Below are 15734 nucleotides of genomic sequence, written 5' to 3' on the forward strand. Positions count from 1 at the left end.
TCCCCTTCAGAGTGTTTCTGAGGACAAGGCAAAGGAGTCAAATAAACGGACGGAAACGATATCATCGATCGGTTGATTCATCAGAGGGGGGTAAGAGGTGTGGGTGGAAGAATGAAGCACTTTCTTTTCACGATTGAGCTCCACCAATTCATCTCCTGATATGGCGTATTGGATGATTTCCTCAGGCCAGAGAGAATGAGAGTCGGGACAATTCAATGTTTTTAAGTCGACTTGGCAATAGCGTCCTCCACTCTTAATTACAAACAGGCCTTGGCTGCCGTCCGGTGCGATGCGCGCAAGTTTTACGGCACCTGGGATCTTAACAGGAGGAGACCAGGCCGCATTTGAGAAGAGAAATGATCTCATTTGTTCGTTAGCAGCGAGTCCAATCAAAAACCGACGCTCACCAAGGTCCACTTCCTCGATGTCAATCATTGGAACGTGTTGTGGCATTCTTATTATCTTAAAGTAGGAAAAGTCATCGATGAGAGATGTTGATCCCTGATTTCCCTTATAAAAATCGATAGCGAAAGCTTCGGAGCCATTAAAAAGGGAAGCCCCGAAAGAAGTGGATTTGAGAGCGTAGCCTTGAAGAACAGGAATGTCCGCACGAACGAGTCCCTCTGCACTTACGACAAATGCCGAATTTCCAGAACGGGCGAGCAGTCGGAGCTCCTCCTTCATCGGGTTTTCATTAAACACAAAATTGGCGCGTCCGAGAGTCATTAACCGAGCCATTGATTTGTAGAGAGGGTGAAAATTTTCACCTTGCAATACGACCCGAGAGTAATATTCCATCTCAACCGCATGAGCGCCTCCCTCAGAAATGCTTTCATCGCATCCGGGAACCCTTGTGTTGGAGTAGGGCCCATGTGAACAGGGCCGATGTGAATACCCCTCGGTGTGGCGGGCTTCATGAAGGAGAGTGCCCACGCGCCCGAGAGTTGATAACTTGGCCCAACCATCCTGCATCGTAAAGTAGCCGCCTGAATTGTAGGCCGTGGCCCAAGGCAGATCGCTTCCGCGGCGAACTCCGTAGGTGACAGAGCTGAGCCATTGATAATAACTGTCAGCTGAGATGAGATTTTGAATAAATACGTTTGAATTGCCTGGTGCGAAGAGACCTCGTTCAACAATCTCAAAATCATTGATCAGCTTTTTTGTGTCCACTTTCGAGTTGCACAATTCCGGCCCGCCGAAAGAATCGATATCAACTGAAAAATCATGAATATACTGATCAAATTTTTCTTTGAGAGAACAGCCAAAATTTTCGTCCACGCTCGGTATGTCCGATGAATGAGCAAAGCTGCCAAAACTTACAGAGAAGATTACCATGAGAACCAAGAGTCGGCGAAGGTACATACATGTTCCCCCATTTTCTTTTGCCAGTTCTCCGACCTAGTTTTTCATCCATATAAACTTAGGTCAAAGACCCCAGAGCACTTCTCTATCCTGTCAAGAAAGAGAGGGCTAAGTCGAGAAAAAAATCATTTGAATAATGATGGTGGCCTCTCCGAGACTTGAACTCGGATGGGGTTGCCCCCGGTGGATTTTGAATCCACTGCGTCTACCAATTCCGCCAAAAGGCCCACGAATCAGGGAACAATACCAACTATCTTGCCCCGATCGAATGCACGCAATGTAGAAGACGTGCTGAAGATTCTCAAGCAGTTTTTATGCGTTTTAGCGGGGAAGTATCGAAGATCTCCCGCAGTTTGAGAACTGATTCTGTACGAATATTGTCTTATCAGAAACAATTTTGGGCAAAGAAATGGACCATCTTTGATTGGAGCGGACGAAGCAGTTTCTAAAAAAGTAATTATTTCAATATGTTAGAAATATGGCTCAGATGGCCTGGAGCGGCATAAGCCTTGCTCCTGTGTTGGCAAACCAGAGACGAGCTCAGGTCTTGGATATTTAGGAGAAACTTTATATGAAGCTGTTATTTTGGACGAGTAGATTGGCTGTTTTGGCCGTTTGTGGCGCAACTTTTGCCAGCTCAGCTCAGACTGACGGAGAAGTTCTGGATCTGGGTTTCCAGGACGAGGCTAAGGAGATTGCAGTCGACCCTGTGAAGCCCGTCGTAAGTGGTTCATCCAAAGCAAGTGTTGTTACTTCAAATAAGGTCATCTCGAAAACCAAAAAGCTGACTTCGGCTTCGAAAAAGTCTGGAACTTCGGCAAATAAGATGAACTCAGCTTCGACAAATGAAGAGAGTGTGGCGGCAGCCCCTGGCATCATTATTTTGAATCAGGGTAACGCAAATCCATCCACCCAACAGCAGCCAACAACCTATGTTGAGGCGACCCCAAGTCCTGAATCTCGAACGGAACAGTTCCGTCGTGCGCGCCAGGATGCTGAGGCAAATACAGAGAAGATCCTTTCTGAAAAGCTGGAAGAGTCTCGATTGGTTGATGAGAGAAGGCGTTTAGAGAAAATATTGGGCAATACCATCGAGGGGTCGGCGATAAACACTGAGCCTCAGCAGCAACAACAACAGCAGAATACCCAAGGTCAAGGCTATAATTCCGTTCAGAAGGTTCAAGTGATCAATGAGGCGCCTCGTACTTTTGGGCAAGAAAATGATTCCATGATTAAAGAGAAGCTTGAGAAGGTGCACAAATCAGATTTGGACCTTGTCCAGGAAGTCGAAGAATCGGAGGCTACCGCAGCGAAGCAAGTCGCCGCATTGGCTGCAGTTAATACTCGCCAGTATTACTTAGGCGGTACAGTGGGCTCTGCCAGTTATGTTGGAGTCGCTAATGTCCAGGGCAATTTGGCTGCGGGAGTTACGTTCGGTTCGATTTTGCCATCTGGAGTTTCTTTAGAAGCAAGTTTTATGTACTCTAATTTTTATATTGATGAGTATTGGTGGAATTATCCCTACTTCAGAGAATTGGACCAATATAGCTTGGGTCTCGGAGCCAAATATAATTTTAGCTTTGGAATTGTAAAACCGAATTTTGGTGGTCTGATTAGCTATAGTTATCGCAAATACTTTGATCGCGGCTATTATAGCTACGGTTACTCCAACGACTCAGAGGTTACAAGCCATGCCATTGACCTCGGTTTAACAGCAGGCGTAGACGTGGATATCACCGAGACTTTTTCTTTGGGATTTGAATATCGTTACATGACCAATTTGGCTAATCGAGCCGACTCTGACTACTTAACTTCACGCAGCGTTTGGCGTGAGGGTCAGCCAGTTGAGCGCACGGACTATAACTTTGTGACCTTGACTGGAAAGCTTCGGTTTTAGTTTGTTGGCTGGCACGGGCAGATCTCCATAGATCTGCCGTTATATATCAAAAATTTATTCTTGGCTTAAAGACAGGATCGCGTTCTGGCGGTGCTAAGTTTGCGAGATCTTCGGGATGAATCCATACTTCGATCAAATCTGAAACTGATATTGGATTGCGGAATCTAAATTGGCTGACTGCACCGGCGTGGATTTCGTAAAAGAGATCTTCGATTTTTTTCAGCAAGAATTCTTCCCCCATTTCACAGCCTAGGTTCCAGCCCCGGCAAGGAATAAAGTCGGTTCTGTCCAGCAGCTCGCCTCTGAATACAAGAATGGCGTCGGTGCCTTTCAGGGCGGGCGGTGTAGAGTCAATACTCGTATCATAGTAGTCGACCGCCGAGCGGCGATTTCCAAAAAGCGGAGATCCTTTGTTCGTTCTGCTGAATGCTTGGAGATAGACTTCGCCAAGGGCGTGGAATCCCAGGCCATTGCCGGAATGTGCTGGTTTAACTTCAAGCTGCTTCCCAGGCTTAAGTTCGCCTGCCAGGAGAATGGGAAGGACGTTGGCAAGGGCTGTCACATGAATGAGGTAGTCAATACCGAGCTTTCTTGCCGCCTGCGAACGACTGGATTGCGACCGACCGAGCAAAGGTAGGAAGGCATGTCACCAATGGAAATTTTGGCAATGCTAAAACCAATTGGCCGGGCCAAAACATGGCTATCAGAATGAAAAGCAAAAGACACCTGTGAATATACCGCCAAATGGTCATCGAGCAAATGCAATAGCAAAGCATGCCAACCTCGGGTATAAAAAGTTGTGCCACGGGAAAGATTGCCTGCAGACCTTGCGATAATGTGGGGTCCGCGACACACCATTTTGAAATTATTTTGTGGACCTAAAATAAAGTCAGGGTGCAGTTCTCCTTAGAATAAGAGTGTGGCGAGGAAGTTGTAATACATTGACGACGAATTGGCTCTAGCAAAGGTGGTCCAAGTTCCATGGCATAGCAGTTGCTAAGCCACTTGCGAATGATTGATTCACCTTCCCTATTTTTTCGGCTTATCGCCTTTATCTCACTTTTTGTTGTCGTCAGCACTTTGAACGCATCCCCTCGTCCATTGGCTCTGGAATCGGCAGAACCAGAGAATTCGCTTCTCGTCATGGGAGGGAGTTTCAGTCCGATTACTGAAATGCATTTGGCCCTTATGGCCGACACTCTCTATGAACACTCTTTTCCTCGCGGCGTCTTTCTCGTGGCAAATCCCTACAAAGAGGGTGCCGAGAAGGTGGATGTGGTCCTGAAGTTGACTCAGGTGGCAGTGGAGAGTTTCGATTTTATTCTACGAAAACGTAATATTCCTTTTCGCGATTTTCGCATTGTAGGCCCAGGACATGTGACTTGGGTCTCTAAGGCGGGTCGTTTGGTTCGCCTTGAGATGTCTCGGTTCGATGTCGAGAATCAAATTAGCGAATCTATTGATTCGATCTTGCATTTTCGGAAATTGGTTGGGCATCCTCGTAATCTTTGGTGGTTAGCAGGGGGAGACAGTGGTGCCAGCATGCCAAAATGGGGTCCGAGGTGGCAGGAGATGTTTGAAAACACGAACATGATTTTTATTGGACGCCAAAGCTCTCCTGGAGAGACTTCCATTGATCACACACTCAATAACCCCTTACAACAGATTTACCCACAAGACTTTTTGGAAAGATATGAATACAGAAGAGAAGGAAATGTCCATTTTTATCAAGCCCGCGAGAGGCTTCGTCCGTCTCTTTATATTTTGAACAGGAGAACCTTGCCGATCAGTAGCACAAAAGTCCGTCAGTCTCTTTTGACTGAAAGCCAAGGTGAGGCTCAGATGATGTTAACTCCTGCGGTCTATCGAGCCATCCTTGAGGGTTCCCATTATCAATCCGCTCGCGTGCACCTCTCTCGTCAAAATCTAGAGACTCTTCTCGTTGATGAATTGCGAAAAATTGAAGAGGGAAGGAACGACTCAAACGAATATGTTCTCTTCATCAAAAATCTCATTTCCAACATCACAGCCCTGAAACCATCTGGTCCATCGGTGTCCGCCCCGCCACCGGAGCGATCTCCAAATGTTTCGATGGAGAACCAACTCTTTCCTGGAGCTTTGCGAACTACCACGAAAATTCCAAAGAGCTTGGTTTCTCTTCGTCGCCAACTTTTACTTGGCGATCCCAGATTTCTCGTGAGCCGGATGGCTATTCGTAACGGGTATGCCATAAAACCCGACCAAGAAATTACATTCAATCTCGTGAAAAGCCAGATGAGTCATGATTTACCCCTCTCTGTTCGTCAAGCTGCCGATCGACATATTGATTGGCTCGATCTCAATATTTCAATTAATGAGCTGAGGAATATTCTTGGCGATGGGCCTTTGGCAGAGCAATTGGAGATTTCGTCAAGGGATGAACAAGGTGCACTCGCCAATTATCTGGCTGTCGCGATTCATAATGATGCTCGACTGCGAACTAGATTTGAACTCTTTTCAACCCGACGCTATTTTTCGCGTTTGGCATTTGGCTCAGTCAGGCCGGAGTTTCAATCTGAATTGAATCGAGAAGAGAAGTCATTTGAAACTTGGGCGAAGTCGTTTATCAATTCCCTCGAAAATATTCTGACTCGTTCTCAGATAGCAAAGCTCATTGATGCGATTGCGGACGTCTATATCATCTCTCGAACCGCCTCACTGAGGCCTGGATTGCTCGAGACAAACGAATTCTGGACAGATTTCTTAAGCCTTGCGGTGACGGGATATCCTGGAGAGGTTTTAGATCTGAGTAAAGATTTGATTAAGAAGAAGGTGGTCTTTCGATTGGCTCTCATAGGGCGATTGCTTCCACTTATTCATTTAAAAAGTGGACCTGAATCAAAAAGTCATCTGGAGATAGACGTTCGTATCAGCTACAACGGCCACTCCATCGGATATTTTGATCGGTCAGTTTTTGTTCCTGCCTCGAGTATGGATCAATTGGAGTCTCAGCTTTTCAGCGATCGGAGGCAGGAAGGAATTTATCATCTTGCCGTATTGTCTGGCGCCAAAAAGTACCTGGATACTTTTTATGACTCCAATGTCTTTCTTGAAGGAAATGATCCCTTTGGACCGATAAAAATGGATTTTTTTGCTGACCCTCAACCTTTATTTTTGTCAACTTTAACCGGTCGACCTTCTCCGAAAACTGGAAAATAATCAGAGATCTTTGGGCTCAATTGGAAGCACTGGAAATCTTCTGGCTCAGAAAAAAGAAGGCCTATCCTTTTGAAAGCATAGACTCCGATGTGCCAGGCTATCTTGAAGCGCTAGAGCAGTATCAATGGCTCCAGGCTGGGCTTGCGAAAAGTATCGATGAGCGAAGAGCAATCAACCACGTTGCGATGGGTATCACCGAAGAATTGTCTGATGCTAGGGGTTTAACTCCTAGCGCCCCCGCCTCGAGAGAGGTCTCCTTGGAGATGTTAATCAATGAAATTATCAGCGATACATTCAGGAAGTATATTGTCAGTTTTCCCAGCGGACCTCTCGGTTCTGATCTTCGAGTCGCCCTGCAAAGCTTGAGTGCGCTAACTTTCGATGAGCTTAAGAATTTGAGACTTGAGGACTTGCTTTTTCATGTTTTGAAAAGGCAGCATCCAGTTTCAGATCCAGAGGTCAATCGTCGCAAGGCCAAAGAAATATGGGGTGGGCTCAATCAAAAGTACGGCCTTACCAACGAAGTCATATTGCGGCCAATGAATGTGTCTGACGAGGGTACCTATCGTTCGGAAGGTCCAATTCACTTTGAGATGAAAAGAGCTGATTTACATCCGCTCTTCGATCTCGATGCTCCGAGTTCATTGATAGATCTGGACGTTTATATCAAGAGGAAATGGGGTGGATTGAATCATATCGCTCGACCTGATCAAGTCATATTCTCGGAACTAGGAACCTACGACACGATTCGAAGTCTTAGGCTTCAAGGCTATCGTGAATTTTTTCAGGTTAACTCCTCCTACGCGATGAGGGGTTCGAAAACCATGCTTGCGTTTAAACCCATGCGGGCAGAGCCGTTGATCATCTTTCATAGCTTTATTGGTGTTGATCTATTGCATCACAAGAAAATGCAGTTGGCGGTAGATTTTCGCGACGATTTTAAAAGCGTTAGGATTTTGACTTCGGACGGGCCAAAGTCGTGGGAGCAGACGGCTGAAGTTCTTGCCAAGGGAGTTCAGAGATTGCCTGGTCACCGCATTGATGATCTTGTGCTGGGTTACGGGGAAGTCATTGCTAGCGTCCTTGAGCAGGATCGCTCCGTCCATCATATCGAAACGAGTCGTCTGGGCGATTTTGCTGAGATAGCCTATTTTGCTGTTTTGGGCAAAAGCGGTATTCCAAGAAATGTCGTAGTGGTGATCAGAATGGACTATCGCTATTTCGGTAAGTTCGTTTTGCCATTGATTCGTCCTTTTCTTGAACGTGGCGTCGATCGAGTTATTTTTGCTGGCTCCGGTGGAGTCACGGATCCACAGGTCGGCAAACATAGGATAGTAGCTCCTAGGAATTTCATGTTGTTGAACGATTCGGGACAGGTCAATAGTCTACCAGGAATTGTGAATGACCTCTATGATTTAGCACCCTTTGGTGTGGTCTATTCGGGGCCTCATATATCCGTTCCTTCTCCGCTCGTCGAATCACGACAGCTTGTTCGGCGACTCAGAGACAAGAATCGCATTCTTTCGATTGATGTTGAGGGTTCTCAAATAGCCAATCTGATTCGAGAATTTAATGAGCGGACGAATCGAAATATTCGCTATGCTTCCGCCTACATTGTGACAGATGTTCCCCAAGTGGAGGACTCGGCAAGGGCCAATTTCGGACTTCACAAGCCCGATTTTGAGGGGAAGAAGAAGGCCAAGGAACTTTATGCCCTTTTGGTTAAGCTCGTTTTGGGTCTTCCCACGCGAATGGGATATTCTGCGCACAGTTCTCTCATTGCACAATACTATCTAAGGCAGTTTCAAAGCTTCTCAGATAATTCTGATTTGGACGGGATGAGGGATCTTTTTCAGGATGTTCGCGTTCGGCATGCTCAAGTTATTGAGCTTTCCAGGAGAGGGGAGCGTGTGTCGCGTGGATTAATCAAGACTTACGGTGACCTTTTAGCTCATTTTGAGAGATCTGTTTCTCCGGATAGAAATGGAGATGCACATATACATACACACGCACACGCAACTGCAGAGGCGTCTGATGCGCATGTCTATGGTGAATTGCATGGTTTGACTCTTGCCTATCAGCGGGCGATCGTGCTCCAGTCCATGACTCGATCCGCAACTTTAAATACGGGAGATGTTGTTTATCTTCGTGGCAGCCAAGTGGACGCGGAAACCCTTGCTCAATCTGTTCAAGGGGCTCATCGGGCCGTCGATTGGATATTTGCGCATCATCAAAGACCGATGACCGAGGCTGATGTTAAAGAACTTCACAGCTATCTGACTGAAGGAGTCCTTTCGAAAGAACATCAAGGTGTGTTTTCGAACTTTGATTACACTGCGGTCACAGGTGAGACAAGGACCTCTGCGCTGGCTCTCAAAGAATTTTTGCCTGGTTGCAATCAGTGGAGCCCAGTTATCAAATGGCCATTGAGGCGTTTACGCGATACGAAGCGATTCATCCTCACAAGGATGGGAGCGGGCGCATCTCAGAATTGATTGCTCAACATCTTCTTTTGCGTGGCGGACTTTCGCCTCTCCTCTTTCCGAATCGATTTGATATTAATTACATTTTAGTTTTGAGTCGGAATGGGGGTTTCGTCGATAGTCGGCGAGAATTTGTTGCTGAACTCGTCCGCAACACCGCGGCTTTTGCAGAAGGAATTCGTCGAGCATCTGGTCACAGTGCCGTCGTGAATGCGAAATTTAATTCTGATAGTGGTCATCTCGACTTAGAACTCCACGATGGGAGAGAACTGCAAATCAAGGTTTTTATGTAGCCGATCGGCCCATCGCTCTTGAGCGCGAAGTGCGCAATTTTGTCAAAGAGTCTGACCTTCCTGCGGCACTGCCAGCCGTTTTGGTTCAGAGGAAGGAATATGGGGCCTATTATGTCTTCGAGCCGCGAGGATTGTGTCGTCGGGCTCTCATTCAGAGTCTCTGATTTCTCACCGTTTGGTTGGTTGGTTGGTTGGTTGGCTGATTGGCAGGTCAAATTTCTGTTTGGAGCGAATGGCACGGAACCTGCAAAAGCAGCGGTCCGATAGCGGACTTCTAAATATCTAAGTAAGAGATCTATTCGTTGAAAACGAACCTTCATTCAGTGAGGAGATAAGGGTGATTGAGCATCTATTCGATTCTAAGACATGGGCCATTGAAATTGGGCGGTTTGGATTTTTAGGTCAGAAGGCCAAAAGGATCCTCATCTTTTTTGCTGCCATGGCATTCTGTTTTGCCTCGGCCGGCGCGCAGACTTTGCTCACTCTCGATGCCAGTGGTGCGGACGGCCTAGACGGTTCTATTGAGCGTGATTACTCAACAAGCCCGGGAGCATCATCTGGTCACGGGCGCGGAGGGCACGCGGCATCGTCTTCGACCCCAGGTCAACCCGGTGGCTTGATTGATATCCTGATGAGGGATTTGAGCCCTGCCGGACAAAGCGCCATCATCAGCATTTCTGGAAGCGTTGGTAAAAACAGTTTCAATCGATCAATTGAATATCGGCCTACGGATCAGTTTATTCTTCTCGATACTCGGGGGGGGCGTGGGGGCAACGGCGGGCATGGAGGAGACGGTGAAGGCGGATGCAATGGGCGAGACGGGTCCAATGCGACAAGAAGTAGCAGAGGTGGCAACGGAACCGATGGTTGTGACGGGGGAGATGGAGGACCTGGGACCCCAGGCTCGCCCGGAGGTCCTGGTGGCACAGTGCGAGTTCGGTTGGATCAGAATGACACCCATCTCATTATGCTCGTTCGACCTGATGTGAGCGGAGGAGCAGGTAGCAAACCCGGCAAGAGCGGCAAGGGGGGCAGTGGGGGCCGTCGAGGGGATGGCGGCAGTGGATATTCTTGGACGACCACTCGAGTCACGGGGCGAAGATGTGACTCGGACTATACGGTCAATAATAGCAATGGTTCTCGAACAGTTAAGAAGGGAGCCTGTCATGATGTGACAACGACTGATTCCCACTCCAATCCCGGCGGGTTTGATGGATCAAATGGAAGGGATGGGGTAACTCGGAATAACCCCGTTTCGGGCGGGCCCCCAGGACCCAATGGGAAGTTCGAGGTGATCGTTCAAAACGAGGATGGTTCATCTGACACTTATGCACGCCCATACAATCTTGAACTTAGAAGTTTTACAATGCTGGATGAAAATAGGGATGGGATTTTTGAATTTGGCGAGAGGGTTTTGATCAGTGGGATCACTGTAAAAAATGTGGGACAAATGCCAACGCCTGCGGGGAAATCCGACGTGCTTGTGTTGTTGGGCTCTTCCACTTGGGCGATTGCAGACCCTGCAATGCTCAAGGTTCCCCAGCTGAAGGCGGGCATGGAGTATACCCTCCCGGATCAATTGAGCTTTGTGATCAAGGACAGTGGGCTTGTCGGAACTGACAAGAGAGCTGTTGTTGAGGATCGAATAACGCCGATCGCAAAAGTCACGAGGGTCGAGAAGACATTTGAGGGTTTTCGATTGCCCAAAACCCTAACGGTCACCTATCCAGTTGAAATAACACCTATTGATGTGCGGCCTTCGATAGGTCCGGGAGAGAGGGCGCGTATCGTTTGGAAGGTGAAAAACTTATCGAAAAAGGCTTACGGTGCGAATTCAGAACTGAAGAGGATTTTATCAACGGACCTGAAATTGGTGGGTGGTGATGCCCAGAAAGACCAAATCTCTTATTTGGTCCCAACGGATCAAAAATCTTGGAATTTAACAGACGGGTTTATTCAGGCTATCACTCAAATACCTCCTGGCGGCGAAGTTCTCATAGAGGGAGAAGTTGCGATAGGAGCCGAGGCATTGCCCTACACCAACTTTGAGTTGAGTTCTGGTTTGAATCTGCAAGCCTATGGAGAAAGTGCTCCCAGAAAAATTCAGAAAAACTCCTTCTCTATTCGAGTGGCTCAAGTGTACTCACATGATCCAGAGGCCTCTTTGCTCTTATTAGCCGACAAGGATTCGAATCGAGAGGAAATCCTTGCATGGAAGAAGCTGACAGAAAAAATCGGTCTTAAAATGAACATTTGGGATGTCTCTTATTACGGATTCTTTTCGTTGACGAGAATCTTGGAAAAACAGCGAGACACTTTCGAAAATATGTATGCTCACAAAACCATCATTGTGCCAGTAGGTTCAAATCAAAATTTGCAAACAGAAAAACCCTTGGACTTTCTGTCGCGCACCGAATTTCTTCGAGCTGCGGTCCGCACGAAGTTAAACATGCTTGTGTTGGGCGGGGAGTTGGGCACAGAGAGCGGCCTGACCGCCTCATTGCTCAGACCAGACGAACCTCGGTTGACGAGTGTTGCAAGCATTGAAGAGGCACTTAAGGCCTCTGAAAAATACGGCTCTTTTGACGAGACAGAACTTCCTGGACCAGGTTACAGCATTTCGGTGATGTCCACTCAATTTTCAAAACCTGTACCAGAGGAATTGATCGCACGGGCAGAAGAATTTTTAAGTCAGATGAAGAAAGACAATCCGTCGCTTGGATTTCGAATTGAATCTGGTTTTAGTGGTGCAATCAGTGAACCAGGCACTCTTCGAGATACCTATCATTTAGGGAGCCTTGAGGTCATACCTGTTCATCGACGCGACTCGGGCCGACTTGTTGTACTTTCGGTTCCAAATCAGGAGCTCCGCAGCACTGACTACATTCTCAGTCAGGAAAATTTGCGAGCTCTCTTGCTTGGTCTGAGCCTAAAAGAGAAGGTAAAAACTTTTCGCAAAGCTCTGGACTCTGGCGATTCTGTTTTAGAAAAAGCCACTCGTGATGCTCTTATTTATGAGGTGGCATTTCGGCTTCAAACGGCCGCTCATGAAAAAGAAGGCTCTGAGGCGGCCAAAAAACTAGACGCCTTATTGTCCGAGCTATTGGAATATTCGGTCAAGTCTGGACCCTTTTCCAAGAATCCAGCAAGAGTGTACGAGTTGATAGCCTCCGTTGACCTATTCGCTGCAAAGGTATTGGAGGGTTCCTCTCGCGCAGCTGTTCAAGATAAATGGGAATCTTCGATCAGGAAGACCTTGTTGAACGCGAGTGGCGTTTCTAGTTCTACCGATAGAAAAGCAGTCGAAGAGGAAATCAAAAAGGCGGCTCGATTCTTGGAAGAAAAGGCGCGGACTCGAAAGAGCATCCTGCCTGGAATTAGCAAAGTTGATAATTATCGCCATCTTTTACTGTGGCCGGCGCTTCATCGAGCGCAAGGGACCGACCGAGACCTTTATGACAGCCAGACGATTTTTAAAAAGGGAGTCACGCCATGACACAAAAACGAATTCTCGCAAGTTACTGTCTTTTCATCTTGATAGCTATCGTCCCTGCGTTTGAGGTTTTTTCAAGCGTATCTCCAGGGGCGTGTTATGTGATGTTGCAACCCGAAGATACTATCTGGGACTATTACGTTTGTGAAGGCTGTGGCAGTACCGTCTCAGCAAAGCCTGATGTACACAATAGACAAGCTTGTCCCAATTGCCCAAAGCCGCACACAACTGAAGCATATGTTGAAACACCAATTGTGGAACGTGACGGAAAACTCTTTGCTCTCCTTCCCGTCTTGTCGGTTCCGGGGACGGAGGAAAATCGGCAGGCCTTGAGTGGAGAGAAATTTAACTGTCCCTGGTGCAAGTCCAGCACCTTTCAGATTGACGAGCAGTGTCCGGGTTGTGGTGCCCGATTTGATGTTGATCACACTTTTACCGGACTCAGCAATATTGCGACTGGACATTCTCATAATCGCGGGGGCCATGCTTCTCAGTCTCCTCTATTGAATAAAAGTGGTGCGGAGCGCGATCAAACTTCCGCTCAGAGCCCGGACGTGGTGGTCAAAGGCGAAGGCCTTGGTTCAGGCGGTGCATTGCTGGAAAAAAGGACAGAACAGGCCAGAGCGGCAGGGAGAGGAGGCACATCTGGTGGTCATTTTTCTCGTGTTCCCTTAAAAATTTACGGGCTTGCGGCTGGGGGCTTGCTCCTGGCCACAGTTGGTGGGGCGTCTTATTGGGGTTCTCTCGGGTCTGTAGAGCCAGGGGTCGTGACGGGGGTCACAAGTACGCAGGTTCAGATCGAGTACGCCGATTCGCCCGAGACGAGAAAAACCATTTCTATTTCTCCCGAGAGTGGAGAAGGAGTGGTTGGCTGGAGAGTGGGAGAAAAGGTTCGGATTCATTTGACGAATTGGAGTGGACCAAAGGGAGCTGAGCGCTACAACGGGGATGCCCACAAGATCGATCCTCCACAAAAAAAGTAAGTGAGCACGAGACGAAGGTCAGGACGTCCTTCATTTGTTCCAAAGGAGAATTCTCAAAAGCCGTGACTACCCTCAGAGAGGTGGTTAAATAGAACCATGAAATTGATCTGGCAAGCATGTATCATAAGATTTTTTAGTCTGAGCCTAGGTGGATATTGCGGCGCACAGGCATTCTTGCTGAGTTTCGGTTTGTGTTTGTTTTCAATGCAGCAGCAAGGTCTGGCGCAATCGAAGCAGGGACAAGCCCAAGTGCAACAGGAGATTCCCGCAAGGCAGTTATTAACCACCACAGTGGCCGTTGTGGGCGGGAGGCCCATCACCAGCCGGGAGGTGCAAATTGCCTTTCTTCTTGAGAAGGCGATGTATAGCAACAAGAAAATTCCAGAGATTTTCTCTCTCGATGTGAATGGTAAGGAGTTTGATCGAGAGGTCGTCTCAAGCCTTTTGGAGTGGGTTGTTTTTCTTGAGGCGCAAAGTTTTTCGGCCCATGAGATTTTGGGCCTTGAGCTGGAGGCGGCCGAACAGAGAGTTCAGGATGCTTTGAAGAAGAATATCCAGTGGAAGGGCCTCGCCGTGACCCGCTCTGAATTAAAAAGCCAATTAGAAAGAAAAATGCGAGCCAAAAGATTTATTCAATTCAAGGGTCGAAGCTCCGTGGTGCCGGTGACGGACGATGAGGTTCGTGAGTATTTTGAGAAAAATAGGATAAAATTTGGCAACTTTCCGTTTGAGAAATTTAAAGATGATATCAGATCGTTTTTAGAACGTCAGCATGTGGACATGAGATTGAAAAACTGGTTTGAGATACTTCAAGAGAAGTACAAAGTGAAGAATCTTTCTTTGGACGTTTGATGGGTCTTGCTAAAGGTGACTCTTGGGAAATTCGGGCTCTTCAGGGGAGCGATTTTGTGGAACTGCACCAGACAGTTCAGGCCGTCTATTCAGCTTCCCCATTTCCGATTGGGGGAGGTTGGAGCGAGGAGCAGATCGCAGAAGAAGGAAAGACAGGCAGTTCGCTGGGAGTCTTTTATAAACCTTTTGGATTAACCGCCTTTGTTATCTGGCGTTGCTTTCCCGGGGGTCGCGAGATTAGGCTTCTCGGAACCCATCCCAAATGGTGTAGGAGAGGCATTATGGCAGAGCTTATGCGCTCGGTCATTGAGGGGCTTGATTCCGGCGAGGAGATCTGGCTTGAAGTTCATGAGGGAAATCGTGGGGCTCGTAACCTCTATGAAAAGTTAGGGTTTTCTAAAGTAGGCAGGAGACCCAATTACTATCGCGATGGTGCCGGTGCCGACCTCTATAGTAGGCTTTGTCCTTGAATCCAGTCGAGTGAATAAGCTCTGATAATGACTTGCCTTTTATGTTTGCCTTCGTTATAAATCGAACACTCGTAAGGGGGCCAGTGGTCCTCTTTTTTATTGTGTCCGCGTCTGGTCGCGAGGGATCGGAGTGGTGTAGAAGGACAGAGATTTGAGTAGTTTGTCTGATGATGTTTTGGGTCAGATTCGTGAATTGGCGAGTGAAATTTGCCAGCGAGAGGGTTGTCTTCTATACGATATTCAGTTTTCTGGTGGATCTAGGCAAAGAAATTTACGAGTATTTGTTGATCGTGCTCAAGGCGTAGTTTCTGTAGACGATTGTGCCAATATTTCGCGGGGCCTCAACCTTTTGCTCGATGTAAGAGATCTCATTCCTGGCGGAGCCTATGATTTGGAAGTTTCTAGTCCGGGACTTGAGAGGCAGCTTATTGAGACATGGCATTTCGAGAAGGCGATTGGTCAGGAAGTGAAGCTTTCCACTACGGAATCCATTCCTCTGCCTGAGGGTGTGGAAGCAAAGCCTGGAAAGGGTGGTCCGTTGTCGGTTGAGGGGAAGCTTACGGAAGCATCGGACGAAGTGGTTGTGGTTGAGAATGATAAGGCAAAGTGGGAAGTTCCTCGACGAATTATTCGGAGAGCGAACGTAAAATTTGTTTTCAGTGAGAAATCAGGAAGCAAAAAGAAGATGAAGAAGAGGTAATAG

At 47.5% G+C, this 15734-nt stretch carries 11 protein-coding genes and 1 tRNA gene; 9 read left to right on the forward strand and 3 right to left on the reverse strand.

Annotated elements, in window-relative coordinates:
• Positions 1-6 precede the first annotated feature (6 nt).
• Together IPL83_04740 and IPL83_04745 are read right to left on the reverse strand one after the other, a co-directional pair.
• Complete coding sequence (locus IPL83_04740) at positions 7-1362, reverse strand: hypothetical protein (GenBank protein ID MBK9038463.1); 1356 nt, start codon at positions 1360-1362, stop codon at positions 7-9.
• 140 nt (positions 1363-1502) lie between these two features.
• A tRNA-Leu gene (locus IPL83_04745) sits at positions 1503-1589 on the reverse strand.
• Between the two features lie 344 nt (positions 1590-1933).
• Between IPL83_04745 and IPL83_04750 the strand changes: the two genes are divergently transcribed.
• Entirely contained in the window at positions 1934-3259 is a 1326-nt protein-coding gene (locus IPL83_04750; protein ID MBK9038464.1) for an outer membrane beta-barrel protein, read from the forward strand.
• Positions 3260-3305: 46 nt separating this feature from the next.
• Here the strand turns inward: IPL83_04750 and IPL83_04755 are convergent, their stop codons facing one another.
• Positions 3306-3890 carry a hypothetical protein gene (locus IPL83_04755; GenBank protein ID MBK9038465.1) on the reverse strand — a complete coding sequence of 195 codons (585 nt, stop codon included), beginning with the start codon at positions 3888-3890 and terminating at the stop codon, positions 3306-3308.
• 380 nt (positions 3891-4270) lie between these two features.
• Here IPL83_04755 and IPL83_04760 point away from each other — a divergent pair, with 380 nt between their 5' ends.
• The 8 genes from IPL83_04760 (at position 4271) to IPL83_04795 (ending at position 15731) form a co-directional block, all read left to right on the forward strand.
• Positions 4271-6457: a hypothetical protein gene (locus IPL83_04760; protein MBK9038466.1), complete on the forward strand. Its 2187-nt coding sequence runs from the start codon at positions 4271-4273 to the stop codon at positions 6455-6457.
• A gap of 20 nt (positions 6458-6477) precedes the next feature.
• Positions 6478-8952, forward strand: coding sequence for a hypothetical protein (locus IPL83_04765; GenBank protein MBK9038467.1), 2475 nt, complete (start codon positions 6478-6480; stop codon positions 8950-8952).
• Positions 8949-9233, forward strand: a complete 285-nt coding sequence (locus tag IPL83_04770) for a hypothetical protein (GenBank protein MBK9038468.1) — start codon at positions 8949-8951, stop codon at positions 9231-9233. The genes IPL83_04765 and IPL83_04770 overlap by 4 nt, the downstream gene beginning before the upstream one ends.
• A 337-nt stretch (positions 9234-9570) precedes the next feature.
• On the forward strand, positions 9571-12729 hold the full coding sequence (locus IPL83_04775; GenBank protein MBK9038469.1) for a hypothetical protein: 3159 nt from the start codon (positions 9571-9573) through the stop codon (positions 12727-12729).
• Entirely contained in the window at positions 12726-13709 is a 984-nt protein-coding gene (locus IPL83_04780) for a hypothetical protein (protein ID MBK9038470.1), read from the forward strand. Before IPL83_04775 ends, IPL83_04780 begins: the two co-directional genes overlap by 4 nt.
• A 96-nt stretch (positions 13710-13805) precedes the next feature.
• Complete coding sequence (locus IPL83_04785; protein ID MBK9038471.1) at positions 13806-14561, forward strand: hypothetical protein; 756 nt, start codon at positions 13806-13808, stop codon at positions 14559-14561.
• Positions 14561-15031 (forward strand): GNAT family N-acetyltransferase, encoded by a 471-nt coding sequence (locus IPL83_04790; GenBank protein MBK9038472.1) that lies wholly within the window; start codon positions 14561-14563, stop codon positions 15029-15031. Before IPL83_04785 ends, IPL83_04790 begins: the two co-directional genes overlap by 1 nt.
• A gap of 151 nt (positions 15032-15182) precedes the next feature.
• Positions 15183-15731, forward strand: a complete 549-nt coding sequence (locus tag IPL83_04795; protein MBK9038473.1) for a ribosome maturation factor RimP — start codon at positions 15183-15185, stop codon at positions 15729-15731.
• Positions 15732-15734: the final 3 nt, after the last annotated feature.

It is taken from the genome of Bdellovibrionales bacterium, from assembly GCA_016716765.1.
In the GTDB taxonomy this organism is placed as follows: domain Bacteria; phylum Bdellovibrionota; class Bdellovibrionia; order Bdellovibrionales; family UBA1609; genus JADJVA01.

Coding starts and splice junctions, on each gene's coding strand:
- IPL83_04740 (MBK9038463.1), bottom strand. CDS start 1,362: ATGTACCTTCGCCGACTCTTGGTTCTCATGGTAATCTTCTCTGTAAGT.
- IPL83_04750 (MBK9038464.1), top strand. CDS start 1,934: ATGAAGCTGTTATTTTGGACGAGTAGATTGGCTGTTTTGGCCGTTTGT.
- IPL83_04760 (MBK9038466.1), top strand. CDS start 4,271: ATGATTGATTCACCTTCCCTATTTTTTCGGCTTATCGCCTTTATCTCA.
- IPL83_04780 (MBK9038470.1), top strand. CDS start 12,726: ATGACACAAAAACGAATTCTCGCAAGTTACTGTCTTTTCATCTTGATA.
- IPL83_04785 (MBK9038471.1), top strand. CDS start 13,806: ATGAAATTGATCTGGCAAGCATGTATCATAAGATTTTTTAGTCTGAGC.
- IPL83_04790 (MBK9038472.1), top strand. CDS start 14,561: ATGGGTCTTGCTAAAGGTGACTCTTGGGAAATTCGGGCTCTTCAGGGG.